Below are 14,038 nucleotides of genomic sequence, written 5' to 3'. Positions count from 1 at the left end.
GCAGGTGGAGGCCTTCCTTGGCCTGGTGCCTGATGGGCAGAACACTGGTTGCGGCCAGGGCTCCGGCCGCAATGGCAAGCCCTGGCGCATGCCCGAGAAGCCCCCTGCCGATGCGCCGCCGCCGCCGTTGAACCGCGGGGCCACCGCCCAGTGGGCCTACCGCAACGCGGCTGGTGAGGTGCTGTTCTGGATCCAGCGGATCCGGCTGCGCAGCGGCGGCAAGGCCTTCCTGCATCGGGTGTGGCTCGATGGCGGCTGGCACCGGCCCAGCCGCCGCGATCCCTTCTCCTGCGAGTGGCCCGCACCGCGGCCGCTCTACGGACTGCCGGATCTGGTGCGGCGACCTGAGGCGCCGGTGCTGGTGGTGGAAGGGGAGGGCACCGCCGATGCGGCCGCTCGCCTGTTCCCACAGCACGTGGTGCTCACTTGGGCCAACGGCTCCAAGGCGATCGCCAAGGCGGACTGGACGCCGTTGGCCGGCCGTGCGGTGACGCTCTGGCCTGATGCCGATGCTGCCGGGGTGGAGGCCATGGAGAGCCTGGCCGCCCTGCTACATCCCCTCGACTGCCAGCTGCAACTGGTGGCCTTGCCGCCGGACCTGCCCCAGGGCTGGGACCTGGCTGATGCCGACTGGACGCCCCGGCAGGCCGCACGGCAGCTGGCGAAAGCAGCCCATCCATGGACGCCCCCACCCACCGCTACCGATGGCAGCGACCACGCCCCGGCAGCAGCGGCGGCACCCAGGCCGGCAGCGCCCTTCCTCTGCCTGGGCTTCGATGCGGATGCGAACTTCTACCAACCCGCCAGCACTGGCCAGGTCATCCGCCTGCCCCGCGGCTGCCACACCGCCACCCATCTGGTGGCCCTGGCACCACTGGAGTACTGGGAGACCCTCTACCCCAGCCGCACCGGTGTGAACTGGCCGGCCGCGGCCAGCGATCTGCACAAGAGCTCGGCTGCGATGGGGATCTTTGCGGTGGAGCGCATCCGCGGCCGCGGGGCCTGGTGGGATGAGGGCCGCACCGTGCTGCACCTCGGCGATCGTCTGATCACCCCCGAGGGGGAGCACCCAATCACCAAGCCGTTCAGATCGCGGCACATCTACCAGCGCCTCGAACGCCAGGAGGGGCCCTGCGGCGTCAAGCCCCTGACCGTGGAGGAGGCGGCGGTGATCGTCAGCATCGCCAACCGCTTTCGCTGGGAGGTGCCCGCCTCCGGCACCCTGCTGCAGGGTTGGGTGGTGCTGGCGCCGATCTGCGGTGCCCTGCGCTGGCGGCCCCACCTCTGGCTCACCGCCGGTGCCGGCTCGGGCAAGAGCCAGATCCTGGATCGCTTTGTGGTGCCGCTGCTCGGCGACCTGCGCCTGCCGGTGTCAGGCGCCACGACAGAGGCCGGCTTGCGCCAGACCATCTGCTCGGACGCCGTGCCGGTGGTTTTCGATGAGGCGGAGAGCAACGAGAAGGGCGACCAGCAGCGGATGCAGGCGATCCTCTCGCTGGCGCGGGTGGCCAGCAGCGAGAGCAGCGCCGAGATGCTCAAGGGTTCCCCCAGCGGTGATGTCAGCCGCTACCGGGTGCGCTCGATGTTCCTGATGTCCTCGATCGCCACTGCCCTCAAACAGGGAGCCGACAAGAGCCGCTTTGCCCAGCTCACCCTGCGCAGCCCCACCGAGATGGGCCCGGAGGAGCGCGAGGCCCACTGGCAGAGCCTCGATCGAGATCTTGAGCGCTACATCACCCCGCAGTTGGCGCGGCGCTTGATCGCCCGCACCGTGTCGCTGATCCCGGTGATCCGCCAGTCGGTCGTGGTCTTCTCCGCGGCTGCCGCCCGCCACTTCGATTCCCAGCGCCTGGGGGATCAGTACGGGACCTTGATGGCCGGCGCCTGGTCGCTGCTCAGCGATGCAGTTCCCAGCCAGAAGGAGGCCGAGGAATGCATTGAGGTCCACAACTGGGACAGCTACAGCCAGAGCACCGAAGTCCCCGACGAGGCCCGCTGCATCCAGACGATCCTGCAGCGGCAGGTGCGGGTGGAGACCGACGACAAACCCGTTACCCGCACCATCGGCGAACTGGTGGAGCTGGCCGCCTGCCACAGCAGTTGCATCGACGTGAGCCCGGGCCTGGCGGCCCAGACCCTGGGCCGCCATGGCCTGCGGGTGGATCAGGACCGGCTGCTGGTGAGCAACACCGCCAAGGCGATCGAGCAGTTCCTCGCCGATACCGCCTGGCAGAACAGCTGGTCCGTGGTGCTGCTGCGCCTGAGCGGTGCGCAACGGGCTGGACCGGTGCGCTTCTGTGGCGCCGGCATGGTCAGCCGTGCAGTCGCCATTCCCCTGAGCGTGCTGTAACCAGCAGCCGTCACAAAACGGCCAGACATAACAGCAGTGGTAACGCCCAGATCTCCTGCCCTGCAAGCGATCTGGATCTCCGTAACGATGTAACGCTCCAGGGAGCATAGAGAGCCCCCTATGAATTCAAAGACACATGCACACCTGCTCAAACAGACACTGCTGCTTGCTAATGCTTCTATATCTGAAAAAGGGTTACATCGTTACAGGCGCCGCCAGAAGCCGCTGCCAGCAACCGATCTCGGATGTGACGCCCTCCGTCACAGCGCGTCACACCTGAAACGGCCATGCAGACCACCACATCGACCTGGCTGGAGCCCATCCCCGGTCTCTGGAGGGATGAGGAAGCCCACCGCTACTGGCTGGGCGATCACCTGTTCCCCGTATCGATCACCGGCGTGCTGGCCCATGGCCTGAGCGACACCGCCAAGCGATCGATCGAGGCCAAACGGCCGATCTGGGAGCCCCGCGGCACCACGGTGCACGCGGCCCTGGAGCGCTACACCCAGGCCCGTTTCCTGGTGGGCAAAAGCGTCAGCGAGGCCCTGCTGGATGCCGAGGCTTTGCCCAGCCATCACCAGTACCGGGACTGGATCTTGCCGTTGCTGCAGCTGCCGCTCTGGGAGGAGGTGCAGGTAATCGCCAGCGAACGACTCACCTGCTGCCTCACCCGCAACGTGGCCGGCGCCTTTGACGGCGCCTACGTCTCACCGGCACTGAGCGAGCGGCGGGGACGCGAGGTGCGGGTGCTCTACGACCTCAAGACCCTCTCGGCCCACGGCCGGCCCTATTCCACCGCCGCCCAGCTGGGGGGCTACATGGTGCTGGAGGCCGCCCAGGGGAACCACTACGAGCTGGGCCAGACGATCTGGAGCAAGCCCGGCGAGGCGTTCACCAGCACCTTCTACAGCCGTGAGCAGTGCCTGGCGGCCTGGGCCGCAGCCTGGAGCCGCTACTGCTCAGCCCGCAGGCCCTTCTGAGAGCCAGGGCAGCCGCGAGCTGAATCGATGAGTTGGCTAGCAGATGCTGGCCGCTAGATTGAGTGGGCTCGGAATCGTCCGAGCAAGTGTTCTGGTGCTCCTCGATGGCGGACCTCCTGCTTGCTGCTCCCTCGGCGCCAGCCGCTGATGCGGCTGCTGACGCTGATCTCGACGCCCTGCTGGACGCAGTCACCGCGATCAAGGCGCAGCAGAAGGAGCTGGAGCAGCAGCTCGAGCCGCTGTTGGAGGCCCTCAACACGGCGATGGCCAGCGGCCAGCTGGATCCCTCCTTCTCCCACAACGACTGGTCCTTCTGCCACAGCCCCGGCCGGCTGACCTACGACTTCCCGGCTGCGGTGCAGCAGATCGAGAAACAGCTCAAGGCCGCCAAGGAAGCAGCGATTCAGCAGAGCAGTGCCACCGAGAAGCGTGGCAACCCCTTCTGGACCATCCGCCCCCCGAAGGCCCAGCCCCTGCCGTTCTGAGCTGATGCCGCCCCGGGCCCACAACCTGATCGTGAGCGCTGCTGATCCGGTGGAGGAGCTGCGATCTGCCCCGGATCGGCAGGACGCGGATGGTGAGGCGGTGTGGGAGCCGCCGGTGGCGGTGGACCCCAGCCGGCCGATCAGTCAGACCAATCCGCCGCGGCGGGCGCCCCATCACGCCCAGACCCCCAGGGCCACTGCCGGGGAGGTGGAACGGCGGATTGCAGAGGCCCAGCTGTGGATTGCACAACGGTTGCCGCTGCTGGAGATCAGGGCAAAAGCGGGCGAAAGCTGGGGGGTGAGCAACGTCAAGACGGTCAATCGCTATCTCGACCTGGCGCGGATGCGCATGGTGGAGGAGCTGATCTCTGACCGGCGCCGTCACCAGGCCGAGCAGATCTTTGCCCTCAATGACTGTGCCCGCCGGGCCATGGATGCCGAGCAGTTTTCTGCTGCTGTCGGTGCCTTCCGGGTGATCGCGGAGATCGGTGGGCTGCTGCGGGCGCCGATCAAGCCGCCGGAGGCGAAATCCTGATGGGCCGGATCGCCGCGACAACCCGGCCCACCTTCACGGTGGCAAGGGATGGCGGCCTTCTGCTGGATCCCGCCACTGACCTCTGGGCCGACTGGGGCCTGCTGGGTGTTCCCGATCCCGACCGGGCGACAACTACCCACCAAGGGCTGCTGTTCCGCGACTTCATCCGCTCCGCCTTCCCCTCGTTTCAGTTCCACCGGCTCTCGGAGCTGCTGATCGACCTTCTGCAGCAGGTGGCCGACGGGAGGCTGACGCGATTGATCGTCTGCTGTCCACCCCGCCATGGAAAAAGTCAGCTGGTCTCGCGCCTGTTCCCTGCTTACTGGGTGAGCCGGCACCCGGAGCTGTTCTGCGCCATCGCCTCCTACTCCGGTGAGTTGGCCTACGCCCACAGCCGGGAGGCGAGGCACTACTACCGGATCACGGGTCACGCGCTCTCCAAGGACTCCGCAGCCGTTGGCAACTGGCTCACTCCCCAGCGTGGGGGGTGCATCGCCGCCGGGGTGAGGGGGCCGTTCACGGGCAAGGGCTACAACCTGGGCATCATTGATGACCCCTACAAGGGCCCAGAAGATGCCAAGTCGGCCCTGCAGCGCGAGCGGCTGATCGACTGGCTCAAGAGCGTCTGGTTCACCCGCGCCGAACCCGGCCTCACCACAGAGGGAGCCCTGCTCCCGGCCGCGCAGGTGGTGGTGCAGACCCGCTGGGACCACCACGACATGACCGCCTGGCTCCTGGAGCAGGAGGCCGAGGAGAACCCGGAGCACTGGACGGTGCTCAACCTGCCAGCGATCGCGGAGCCCGAGGCGATTGCTATGCAGATTCCGCATACCTGCACGAAAGTCCCGGATTGGCGCCAGCCAGGCGAACCGCTCTGCCCGGAGCGGGTCCCGCTGGCGGTGCTGCAGCGCATCCGTACCCGGTTGGGTTCCTATTGGTGGAACGCCCTCTATCAGCAGCGGCCCAGTCCGGCTGAGGGTTTGCTGTTCCGCAAGGGCTGGATCCAGCCGCCGCTGCCGGTCGCTCCCGGCCAGCCCCGTCGCTACGTGCCGCTGGTGCTGAGCTGTGACTTGAGCTTCAAGGACGGCAAGGAGAACGACGCCTGCGGGTTTGCCCTGTTGGGCCTACTGGAACACCAGCGACACCCGGCGGTGGAGGCGCGGCGACAGGGCTTGGCGCTGGCTGCCAATGCCGCAGGAGCCCAAGGAGCGCCGAGGGGTGTGAATGCCACTCACCCCCTTGCTGGTGGCCCGGACCCGTGGGCGGAACTGCAGATCGAGGCCCTCTGGGCCCACCGGCAACGGCTGGATCTGCCGGGGGTGATCAAGTTCCTGCTGGCGTCCCTCGCCTCTTTGGAGCGCCAGGGCCTGCGGCCCAATGCGGTGCTGATTGAGGACGCCGCCAACGGCCCGGCGGTTTGCCAGCTGCTCAGGCGCCAGGTGCCGGGGCTGATCGCCATCCCGCCCAAGGGCAGCAAGGCCTCCCGCGCCCATGCCGTCGCACCGCTGGTGGAAGCAGGCCAGGTGCGCTTTGCCCGCAAGGCCGACTCGCTGGTGGAGGAGCTGCTGGCCTTCTCGCCCCGGGGCGGTGTGGACGACCAGGTGGATGCCTTCTGTCAGGGGGTGCTCTGGATCGAAGCCCAGTTCTGGCGGGGCCGGGGCTATGGCAGCTCGCCGGTGCCGATGGTGTTCAGCCGCTGAGCGATGACGGCTGCCATCGCCCGGCCACTGCGAACACCGGCCTGCCGCATATCTGCAGCTGCCGCTGTTGGTCAGCTGGACCTGCCGCTGCGGCCGCCGGTGGTGGAGAGCTGCCTGGCGCGCCGTCCGCGCCGCCCCCAGCGCGCGCGACCCGCGCCGAGCAATCAGGCTGTGCAGCTGGTGATCGCATTCCCGGCCAAGCCGCGGCGCCATCGGCCGGTGAATCCCCATGCCGCCGCGAATGCCCTGGCACTCCAGCACCGCGACATCGCTCAGACCGTGGCCGCCAATATCTCCCGCCGCACCGGCCACCCGAAGGAAGATCTGGAGCAGATCGCCATGCTCGGCATCCTCCAGGCCGCTCGCCGCTTCTCACCAGAACGGGGATCTTTTCGGCCCTATGCGCGCACCTATGCCAATGGGGAGGTGTATCACTACCTCAGAGATAAGGGCTTCCTGATCAAGGTGCCGGCCTCCTGGCGGGAGCTGCATTCCAGGGGGCAGAAATTGCTGAGGCTGGGGACCGCAGCGGCTGAAGTCCCAGATCGACTGGGGGTCAGTGTGGAGCGGTGGGAGGAGATCGTGATGGGTTGCAGTCAGCGCGTCGTGGCGTGGGAGACAAGTGAGGACATTGGGCAACAATCGACCTGAGCCAAGATGCAACCCTATGAGCCTTAAGCCTGAGAAAACCGGAGCCCTCCCGCTATCTACTGCAAAATCTTTACCATCAAAGCTTATGCGAATCCATGCAACCTTATCTACACAGTGGCACTTTGGCTGGCGTTGGCGGCAGCAAGTTCTTTCATCGTCCTAAAGCGGCTTGCGAAGCTCGCAATCCGTGGGGGCCTCCCCTTGCCTCGACCCATCGGGTTATTTGCAAACACACTCTCGAGATGAGAATCCAGAAGTAATACTAGGAGTGCATCTGACGATTCAGGCTCTACGGAGACAGTGTCGTCGTTCTTGCCCGAAAGGTGCTGTTGCAATTGATTGAGTAGTGCTTGTGAGCGTGTCTGATAATCAGCAATCAGCAGTTGGTCGCGCACCTTCGTTGGCGTATCGAATCCTAGGGACACCAGGTTCTCGAAGAGCTGCCCGGCATTGTCGCCGAATTTGCCACAGGTCGGAAACGCTCCTCGCATTCGCGCGACAAAGTCGTAAACGTCAGAGAAGGTTGACGACTCATCCTGGGATTGTTTAATGCGATCCTCGTTGGCATCGAACAGCTGCTTGATAATCAGGTCGCCACTCACCGTGTTCCCTCCTAGGAGCTCAAGAGACTCCTTCTCTCTCGCAGAAAGCTCTCCCGTCATGGGCTTGTATATCAAGTCGTGCTCAAGTTCATTCCAAACATGCGCGAGCAAGCTGCAAACCTGGATCTCGCACGTCAGCCCTTCAACGTTGTCATTCTCCTCGGTCAAGTCGTCGCGCTTGATGCCCACTTGGCAATGCGTAGCACGGTAGAACTTTCCAGGAGCATCTTTCACATCAACTTCGACACGAGCACCGGCTGGGCCATCGAACAACTTAGTAATTTCCTCGACGACTCGCGCGCGGTCTCCTTCTAGGTAGGTTGAGATTCGTACCCCAGCGAGGTCTGTCACCCTGCGAAGAGCATCATCAGCGGTATTCAGCATTGGCTCAGCACGGTATTTAATCTGCAGTTTTCCTAGTAATTTTTGAGGCGCCTTGGCGCGAAATGTGACAGCTGCGCGAATGGTGTTTGCTCTGATGATTTCTCTTTCACATTTATTGGCAACTAGTCTGGCCAATTTCTCGTAGCAGTCGTACTCTCGGCGATAGCGCTGAAAGGCTTCTTCGATGACTGCGTTATCAAGTGGCATCAAACCCCCCGAGATGAAGCGCCGAGCCCGCGCGGCAAGCATCAACACTCTACTTCCCTTGCTTGATGCAGGCGGCTGACTGCGGGATTCTTCGCCACCGAAATCAGGCTTCGTTGAATCTGGCAGTGTCGGAGCTGGCCCCCAAGCACGAGCCTTTTCGAGCATGGAGATGTTGCAGCACAAGATTCCCGCTTAGGCATGGATTCTCTTGCCAAGCCATCTAGATATCGTCACGGCTCACCCGCCATGAACCGACTATTCATAGAGCTACATGGTCCCGATATCTATCTTGATCGACATAGGCAAGAGGAGGTAGCCCCGCCCAGCGCCCGTGCTTCCACTTGCCACGCCTGATACTGCTGTCTCCCATGCCCCTTGGCTCCAGCACCCAGCTCTCACGGCACTCCAGCTTTCTTTGCGGATCACGACCGACTGCTGGGCCCTGCTTGCCGCCCCTGACGGCAGCAGCCGCAAGGAGCACTACCTGCCCAAGGGCGAGCGGGAACCGGATAACGCCTACCGCAAGCGCCTCGACGCTGCTCGACCTTCGGGGTTCTTCCGCGATGCCCTGCGTACCTACGCCGGCATGCTCAGCCGGGGGAGCTGGATCAGCCTTCCGGCCAGCCTGAGCTCGGTGCTCACTGACGTGGATGGCCGGGGCACGGACCTGGGTGTCTTCCTGGCCGCTGCCGACCTGCTAGTGCTGCGAGATGGTGCCGCCCTGGTGCTGGTGCTTCCCCCTGAGCACAGCTGGCCCAGCGAGGGGGACCGTCAGGAGGCCCTGCGCCGCGGCGATCGCCTCTCCCTGCCCCGGCTGCAGCTGGTGCCCCGGGCCAACTGCCTGAACTGGGAGCTGCCGGTGTCCTACGGCCTGCCGGGCCGGATCATCTGGCGGGAGCCGGTAAACCGGCCCATCAGTGGTGAACCGGCCGGGCCAGAGGGTGCGGTTGCTGAGCAGATCAACGCCCTGCTTGGCGATGCCGACGCCCCGGACCGATGGCACTACCGCAGCCTGCAGCTGCTCACCACCGGCGACCCCACCAAGGGTGGGACCGCCAGGGGCGGGGCCGTCACCGGCCTGCAGCTGGCCCACCATCCGGTCTGCGCCGACCTGCAGGCCACCAGCGGCTGGCGATGCGACGACCCCGTGGTCACGACCTTCGAGGGAATCCACCGGCTACCGGCCTGCTGGTACACCTCCGATGGCTCCGCCTTTGGGGAGGGGGATCTGCCGCACCTGGGCCTGGCGCACCAGTACCTGAACCACTTCCGCTGCAAGAGTGAGTACGAGGAGCTGCTCTCCCGCACGGCCCTGCCGGTGGGAGTGCGCAAGGGCATGGTCGATGCCATGGGCAACAGCCAGGCCGGCCCGGTGGTGCTGGGCCCGAACACCTGCATGGACCTGCCCTCGGACGCCTCCTTTGAGTTCGTCGAGATCCGGGCCCGGTCCTTGGCGGAGCATCGGGCCTGGCTGCAGATCCTTGACGACACGATGCGGCGCGATGCCCTGATCCCCAGCCAGAACCGCGGTGCTGCCCGCACCGAGATGGAGATCAGCCTCACCGCCTCCCAGAGCTATGCACTGCTGCAGGCGATGGCGATCCAGAAGGCCTCTCTCTTCTCCACCCTCCTGCAGCACTGGTGCGCGCTTACCGGCGAAACCCTCACCCCCGGAGCCGGCCTGCAGGTGACGGTGAGCCCGCTCACCCCGCCAATCCAGCCCCAGCCCCAGGTGAAGGAATGGATCGAGTTGTTCGACAAGGGGGTCATCAGCCGGGAGGAACTGCGGCACCAGCTGGCGCTGGCCACCGCCAACGCCATCAGCAGCCCGACGCTGGATGACAGCCCGGCCACCAGGGCAGGGGAGGGAAGTCAGGCCCCAGATCCCAGGGCGCCTGAAGGCTCTGCGCCGGTTCCCCTGAGGCAAGAGGAGTCAGCCGCGCCTGCAGCCGCATGAGCCAGACCCCTAGCGACTCGCCCTACCGCTGGCGGGCCGCTGACCTGGAGGGGATTCGCGTTGCCCTCTCGATCCCAACCCAGATGGCCGCGATCCGCGCCATCAACGACGCCATGGCGGATCTGGAGCAGCTCTACCCCGATGCCATCCCCACTGCCCGCCGCGAGATCGATGCCATCGCCGCCATCGACAGCGAGCTGGCGGAGCTGGGCCCCGAGCAGCTGCAGGCGCCCATCGAAACCCGCCGCAAGGCCGTCGGACCCGACGCCTTGCCGGAGGACGGCACCCTGCCGGTCAAGAAGGCCGACGTGATCGAGTACGACACCGAGCTGCTGCGGGAGGAGACCATCACCCGCTACGGCGAGGGACTCTCAATCGAGCAGGCGTTGCGACGGCAGCGGGGCAGCCACGCCCAAGCGCTGCTGCTGATGCTTCCCACCCTGGCGAACTGGAGCCGCGACCCCCAGCTGAGCGGCAACGGCGGCGGCTTCACCACAGCGCTGGAGCGGGGCTGAGCCATGACGACCACGCCCGCATCAGGGGAACAGTCGCCTGCTGCCCTGCCTCCATCGGCGCTGCAGCCCTACGCCAATGCCCGCATCCTCCTGTTCTCCAATGCGCTGCCGGGGGTGCTGGATTCCGAGCGCACCGGCCGCTTCCTGTTCGAGGGATTCATCAAGCGCCTGCGGGGGATCTCCAGCAAGGAGAACGCCCCTGGTCTGGATACCGGCGACTTCACCTACGAGGGCTACCTCACCCGCGGCGCCGTGCTGCCGCTGACACCGTCCCAACCCTGGGACTGGTTGGCCACGGACATCGCCTGGAGCACCAGCGGCATCCGACCCGTCTCTGCCACCACCCCGGCCCTGCTTACCCCCTGTTTCGGGGCTGTCTGGTTGGGTCCGCTCACGGAGCTGCGCACCCCCGGCCTGCTTCCCTCCCCCAGCCGGGGGCAGCTGGGGGCCTTCTCGGTGACCGAGTTCGGCGGGCTCTACGGCGCCGGTGGCATCGGCTCGCTCACACAGCCGCTGCTGGGCGAACGGATCCAGGCCGCGCTCAAGCCCAACCGCGTGGCGGTGGTGGGCACCGGCGACAGCCTCAACGTGCTGGCCGAGCGCCACGGCACCACCGTGACCACCCTGCGAGGCCTGAACCCCACCATCACTTCTCGGCCATCGGATCAGTTGCCGCTTGGGAGCTGGCTGTTCCTGCCCAAGCGCCGCGCCGCCGCCAACGCCGACACCAGCACCACCAGCCTGCCGAGCGGCTTCTACACGCCCGAAACCCTGGCCACCTACCTGGGCGTGTCGCTCTCGACCATCTACAGCTGGAACTCCAGCGGTTACGGGCCGCCCTTCGTGAAGCTGGGCAACCTCGTCCGCTACAGCTACGAGGACGTGGAGCTGTGGCTGGCCCGGCAGCTGGAGCTGTCGCGGGGGTGACGCAACTGCTCAGAAGGAGGGAGGCCCTACTTCTTGGCCCCCTCGGTGTTGGTGTCGCTGCTGTTCTGGTGGCCGTTCAGGTGCTTCTCGCAGGCCATGGCACCGCTGCCTCCCAGCACTGCTGCGGTGATCAAAGCAATCGAGAGCAGGCGCTTCACGGGGGGCAGGTATCTGAGGTTGACCGTAGGCAGTTCCTCGGCTTCCGGTCTTTCTCCGCTGCCGTCTCCTCACAGATCGATGGCTGGCAATAGCTGGAGAGCACAGCCCGGACGGGGTGCTCATCCACGACAGCCGCGATGGGTCATGGCCACTGCCACTGCTTCTTCCACCTCCAGCACTGCCGCCTCGAGCGGTCAGGGTGCTGACGACAATTACGCCGCCAACGGCCAGAGCACCGACAGTGGTGCCGATGGTCAGGGCACTGCCGATGCTTCGGCAGGCGATCCCCCCGCCCCGGCCACGGCTGCAGGTGCTGACACTGGTGGCGATGACCACCGCAGCTCCGACCCCCTACGGGCCGAGCGGCGCAAGACCAACCAGCTGGAAAAGGAGATCCGCACGCTCAAGCAGCAGCTCAACCGCTTCTCGGAGATCAACCCTGAGGAGTACGCCCGCCTGCAGGAGGCTGAGCGACAGAAGCAGGTGCTGGAGCAGCAGCTCGAACTGCGTGAGCGGCAGATGGAAGAGGCCTCCGCACAGAAGGTGGCCGCCGTTGCCGCAGAACGCGACGAGGCCAAGCAGCAGATCCTGCACCTGCGCAAGGATCGCCTGCTGGAGCGTGCTTTCTCCGAGGCTGAGGGCCGCACTGGTGGCGACGCCAGGGGCACGTTCTTTGACATCTTCAAGGGGCAGCTGGGCACCTGCTTCCGGCTGAGCACCGGCGGCGACGGCAAGGACGTGCTCGAACCGCTCGACTCCCAGGGCAAGCCGCTGCTCGGCGATGACGGCCGCCCGATGACGACAACCGAGTTCCTCGATCAGATGCGCGTGCACCCCGTCTACGGCTTCCTGTTCCAGCAGCGGGGTCCAGCTGGCATGCAGGCCGCCGGCGGCCTGACGGTCTCGGGGATCGGCAGCAACGGCGAGCCGATCAACCCCCAGGCGATGTCGGCGTCTGAGCTCTACCGGGCGTCCTTCGCGGTCAATGGCCGCGGGGCTCGACGCTGAGGCCTCTGCTCACCCAATGGCACGGCGGCCCCGCAACTTCTACGCCGGACTCTCCTTCCGGCCACCGGAGTCGGTGGCGGCTGCAGCCCGCCGTGCCCTGGAGCGCCGGGCTCAGCAGCCGCCTTCCAACCGCGGCATGACGCCGGTGGGGCTGGCGCGAGCCCGGCAGCTGCTCAACCGACAGGAGCTCTTACCGCAAACGATCGATCGGATGGTGAGCTACTTCGCCCGCCACGCAATCGACAAGCAGGGCTCCACCTGGGACACCTACGGCAAGGGCCGGCAGGCCTGGGATGGCTGGGGCGGTGACCCCGGCCGCCGCTGGGCCAGTGCTGTCGCGCGGCGGATGGATGCTGTCGAGCAAGCAGCTCAGCGCGCAGCCAATCCATCGCGCCGCCGCTGACGCGCGAGCCGATCAACCCCGCAACTGCTCGGAGACCGGAAAACACCGCCAGCCAAACGATCAACACCTCAAAAGTGGAGAAACTGACGCGAAAAAAATCGCGAATTCTCCTCATAATTTGCGTTTCAAAATCAGCTCCCTGCAACTCCTTGGAGAGCGCCGCAGCACCTCATAGAAGAACGCAAACTCGGGGGGTATTCCCCCTGTTTCCGGCGGCGGCGCAGGGTGCCTCGGAAATTTTTCAGGTTCTGGGAAATCCCCCCTTCTCAGACCCTGCTGTCCTGGTCGGCTTCCGCGCCAGCCGCTGATCCCCGCCACCAGTGGTGGAGACACGGAGCTCATGCCACCATCGGTGGTGGCAGCGGACCCTGCGCTGATGACGGCCACCACCTTCAACGTCCAGAACCTGCGGGGGCAATCCCTGCTGTTTCGCTGTCTGGAGACGGGCTTCGTGACCACGGCACCTGCTCTCACCCGCTACCAGCAGGGCCGGGGCATCGACCCCAGCCGCCGCGAGTTGGTGGGTGAGCGACCCGAGCAGTGGTGCAGAAGTCGGCCGGTCACGATCTGCGAGCACTGCGGTGCGGCAATTAAGGGCAACCAGTGGACCGTCCGCCAACACCAGCAGAGCCAGCGCTGTAAAAGAGCGAGGACGCCGCTGCCGGCCTGATGGACCATCCGCTCTGGCTCCTGGTGCCTTGGCTGGTCTTCGCTGTCGGCATGGGGCTCAAGGCCTGGAAGGTGACTCGGCTGATCAACCGTCAGATGCGCAGCAGCGCTTGGGGGATCGAGCGCTATCGGGCGGAGCTGGAGCGCAACTGGCAGCGGAGTCAGTCGCTGAGCTGAGACAGCTGAAAGCCCCGGGGGCCGGCAGGCCCACCGGGGCAAGGGGCTGCAGCCCCTGCGGCTCAAAGCACCGCCACGGTGCCGAGCCGCTTGGCCTGCAGCTTGCGGGCCAGCTGATGGGCTAGCTGCGCTGGAATGAAGCGGGGCTTTTTGACCGGCAGGCCGCGGCGCCCATAGAAGACCGTGATGCGCTCAGCATCGGGCGCCTTGATCCCACCGGGATACACGAACACCGCCAGCTGACGGATCTCGCAGCGGGGGAAAGAGGAGGCCATCACGAAGGAGGCGAGGGACACCCGCGTCAGGCCCCGGCTGTAGCGACCTGGCAA

General features: G+C 66.1%; 16 protein-coding genes. 13 read left to right on the top strand and 3 right to left on the bottom strand.

What is annotated here, in order from left to right; all coding sequences use genetic code 11:
- From KBZ33_RS19255 to KBZ33_RS19230, 6 genes are all read left to right on the top strand, one after another.
- On the top strand, positions 1-2,350 hold a 2,350-nt coding region (locus KBZ33_RS19255), incomplete at its 5' end, for a DUF6371 domain-containing protein (RefSeq protein WP_254955032.1).
- Between the two features lie 287 nt (positions 2,351-2,637).
- The gene (locus tag KBZ33_RS19250; RefSeq protein ID WP_254955033.1) at positions 2,638-3,330 is read left to right on the top strand and encodes a PD-(D/E)XK nuclease family protein; all 693 of its coding nucleotides are present in this window, start codon (positions 2,638-2,640) and stop codon (positions 3,328-3,330) included.
- A gap of 104 nt (positions 3,331-3,434) precedes the next feature.
- Entirely contained in the window at positions 3,435-3,815 is a 381-nt protein-coding gene (locus KBZ33_RS19245; RefSeq protein ID WP_254955034.1) for a hypothetical protein, read from the top strand.
- Positions 3,816-3,819: 4 nt separating this feature from the next.
- Positions 3,820-4,350 (top strand): hypothetical protein, encoded by a 531-nt coding sequence (locus tag KBZ33_RS19240; protein WP_254955035.1) that lies wholly within the window; start codon positions 3,820-3,822, stop codon positions 4,348-4,350.
- Positions 4,350-6,050, top strand: a complete 1,701-nt coding sequence (locus KBZ33_RS19235) for a terminase (RefSeq protein ID WP_254955036.1) — start codon at positions 4,350-4,352, stop codon at positions 6,048-6,050. Before KBZ33_RS19240 ends, KBZ33_RS19235 begins: the two co-directional genes overlap by 1 nt.
- Positions 6,051-6,152: 102 nt before the next feature.
- Entirely contained in the window at positions 6,153-6,701 is a 549-nt protein-coding gene (locus KBZ33_RS19230; RefSeq protein WP_255011911.1) for a sigma factor, read from the top strand.
- A gap of 107 nt (positions 6,702-6,808) precedes the next feature.
- Here the strand turns inward: KBZ33_RS19230 and KBZ33_RS19225 are convergent, their stop codons facing one another.
- Complete coding sequence (locus KBZ33_RS19225; RefSeq protein ID WP_254955039.1) at positions 6,809-8,059, bottom strand: GTP pyrophosphokinase family protein; 1,251 nt, start codon at positions 8,057-8,059, stop codon at positions 6,809-6,811.
- Between the two features lie 250 nt (positions 8,060-8,309).
- Here KBZ33_RS19225 and KBZ33_RS19220 point away from each other — a divergent pair, with 250 nt between their 5' ends.
- Genes KBZ33_RS19220 through KBZ33_RS19210 form a run of 3 tightly spaced genes read left to right on the top strand, consistent with a single transcriptional unit; the run spans position 8,310 to position 11,293 of the window.
- A complete protein-coding gene (locus tag KBZ33_RS19220; RefSeq protein WP_254955040.1) occupies positions 8,310-9,851 on the top strand; it encodes a DUF4055 domain-containing protein in 1,542 nt (513 codons plus the stop codon).
- Positions 9,848-10,366 carry a hypothetical protein gene (locus KBZ33_RS19215; protein ID WP_254955042.1) on the top strand — a complete coding sequence of 173 codons (519 nt, stop codon included), beginning with the start codon at positions 9,848-9,850 and terminating at the stop codon, positions 10,364-10,366. The genes KBZ33_RS19220 and KBZ33_RS19215 overlap by 4 nt, the downstream gene beginning before the upstream one ends.
- Positions 10,367-10,369: 3 nt before the next feature.
- Positions 10,370-11,293 (top strand): helix-turn-helix domain-containing protein, encoded by a 924-nt coding sequence (locus KBZ33_RS19210; RefSeq protein ID WP_254955043.1) that lies wholly within the window; start codon positions 10,370-10,372, stop codon positions 11,291-11,293.
- 26 nt (positions 11,294-11,319) lie between these two features.
- Here the strand turns inward: KBZ33_RS19210 and KBZ33_RS19205 are convergent, their stop codons facing one another.
- A complete protein-coding gene (locus tag KBZ33_RS19205; protein WP_254955044.1) occupies positions 11,320-11,451 on the bottom strand; it encodes a hypothetical protein in 132 nt (43 codons plus the stop codon).
- A 145-nt stretch (positions 11,452-11,596) separates the two neighbouring features.
- On the opposite strand from KBZ33_RS19205, the gene KBZ33_RS19200 reads away from it, so the two are divergent.
- The 4 genes from KBZ33_RS19200 to KBZ33_RS19185 all read left to right on the top strand — a co-directional run bounded on the left by KBZ33_RS19200 (position 11,597) and on the right by KBZ33_RS19185 (position 13,709).
- Complete coding sequence (locus KBZ33_RS19200; RefSeq protein ID WP_254955045.1) at positions 11,597-12,460, top strand: hypothetical protein; 864 nt, start codon at positions 11,597-11,599, stop codon at positions 12,458-12,460.
- A gap of 16 nt (positions 12,461-12,476) precedes the next feature.
- Positions 12,477-12,863 (top strand): hypothetical protein, encoded by a 387-nt coding sequence (locus tag KBZ33_RS19195; RefSeq protein ID WP_254955046.1) that lies wholly within the window; start codon positions 12,477-12,479, stop codon positions 12,861-12,863.
- Between the two features lie 376 nt (positions 12,864-13,239).
- Entirely contained in the window at positions 13,240-13,533 is a 294-nt protein-coding gene (locus KBZ33_RS19190; protein ID WP_254955047.1) for a hypothetical protein, read from the top strand.
- On the top strand, positions 13,533-13,709 hold the full coding sequence (locus tag KBZ33_RS19185) for a hypothetical protein (RefSeq protein WP_254955048.1): 177 nt from the start codon (positions 13,533-13,535) through the stop codon (positions 13,707-13,709). The genes KBZ33_RS19190 and KBZ33_RS19185 overlap by 1 nt, the downstream gene beginning before the upstream one ends.
- A gap of 62 nt (positions 13,710-13,771) precedes the next feature.
- Here KBZ33_RS19185 and KBZ33_RS19180 read toward each other — a convergent pair.
- A partial coding sequence (locus KBZ33_RS19180; RefSeq protein WP_254955049.1) for a hypothetical protein occupies positions 13,772-14,038 on the bottom strand: 267 nt, incomplete at its 5' end.

It is taken from the genome of Cyanobium sp. Cruz-8D1 (assembly GCF_024345975.1).
Taxonomy (GTDB): Bacteria; Cyanobacteriota; Cyanobacteriia; order PCC-6307; family Cyanobiaceae; genus Cyanobium.
Note: the sequence above shows the minus strand (reverse complement) of the source record. Positions and strands in the feature narration are given on the sequence as shown.

What these genes read in the sequence shown, in the direction of transcription:
- KBZ33_RS19215 (WP_254955042.1), top strand. Translation starts at nt 9,848, where the DNA reads ATGAGCCAGACCCCTAGCGACTCGCCCTACCGCTGGCGGGCCGCTGAC.
- KBZ33_RS19240 (WP_254955035.1), top strand. Translation starts at nt 3,820, where the DNA reads ATGCCGCCCCGGGCCCACAACCTGATCGTGAGCGCTGCTGATCCGGTG.
- KBZ33_RS19195 (WP_254955046.1), top strand. Translation starts at nt 12,477, where the DNA reads ATGGCACGGCGGCCCCGCAACTTCTACGCCGGACTCTCCTTCCGGCCA.
- KBZ33_RS19200 (WP_254955045.1), top strand. Translation starts at nt 11,597, where the DNA reads ATGGCCACTGCCACTGCTTCTTCCACCTCCAGCACTGCCGCCTCGAGC.
- KBZ33_RS19225 (WP_254955039.1), bottom strand. Translation starts at nt 8,059, where the DNA reads ATGCTCGAAAAGGCTCGTGCTTGGGGGCCAGCTCCGACACTGCCAGAT.
- KBZ33_RS19235 (WP_254955036.1), top strand. Translation starts at nt 4,350, where the DNA reads ATGGGCCGGATCGCCGCGACAACCCGGCCCACCTTCACGGTGGCAAGG.
- KBZ33_RS19190 (WP_254955047.1), top strand. Translation starts at nt 13,240, where the DNA reads ATGACGGCCACCACCTTCAACGTCCAGAACCTGCGGGGGCAATCCCTG.
- KBZ33_RS19250 (WP_254955033.1), top strand. Translation starts at nt 2,638, where the DNA reads ATGCAGACCACCACATCGACCTGGCTGGAGCCCATCCCCGGTCTCTGG.
- KBZ33_RS19185 (WP_254955048.1), top strand. Translation starts at nt 13,533, where the DNA reads ATGGACCATCCGCTCTGGCTCCTGGTGCCTTGGCTGGTCTTCGCTGTC.
- KBZ33_RS19210 (WP_254955043.1), top strand. Translation starts at nt 10,370, where the DNA reads ATGACGACCACGCCCGCATCAGGGGAACAGTCGCCTGCTGCCCTGCCT.
- KBZ33_RS19245 (WP_254955034.1), top strand. Translation starts at nt 3,435, where the DNA reads ATGGCGGACCTCCTGCTTGCTGCTCCCTCGGCGCCAGCCGCTGATGCG.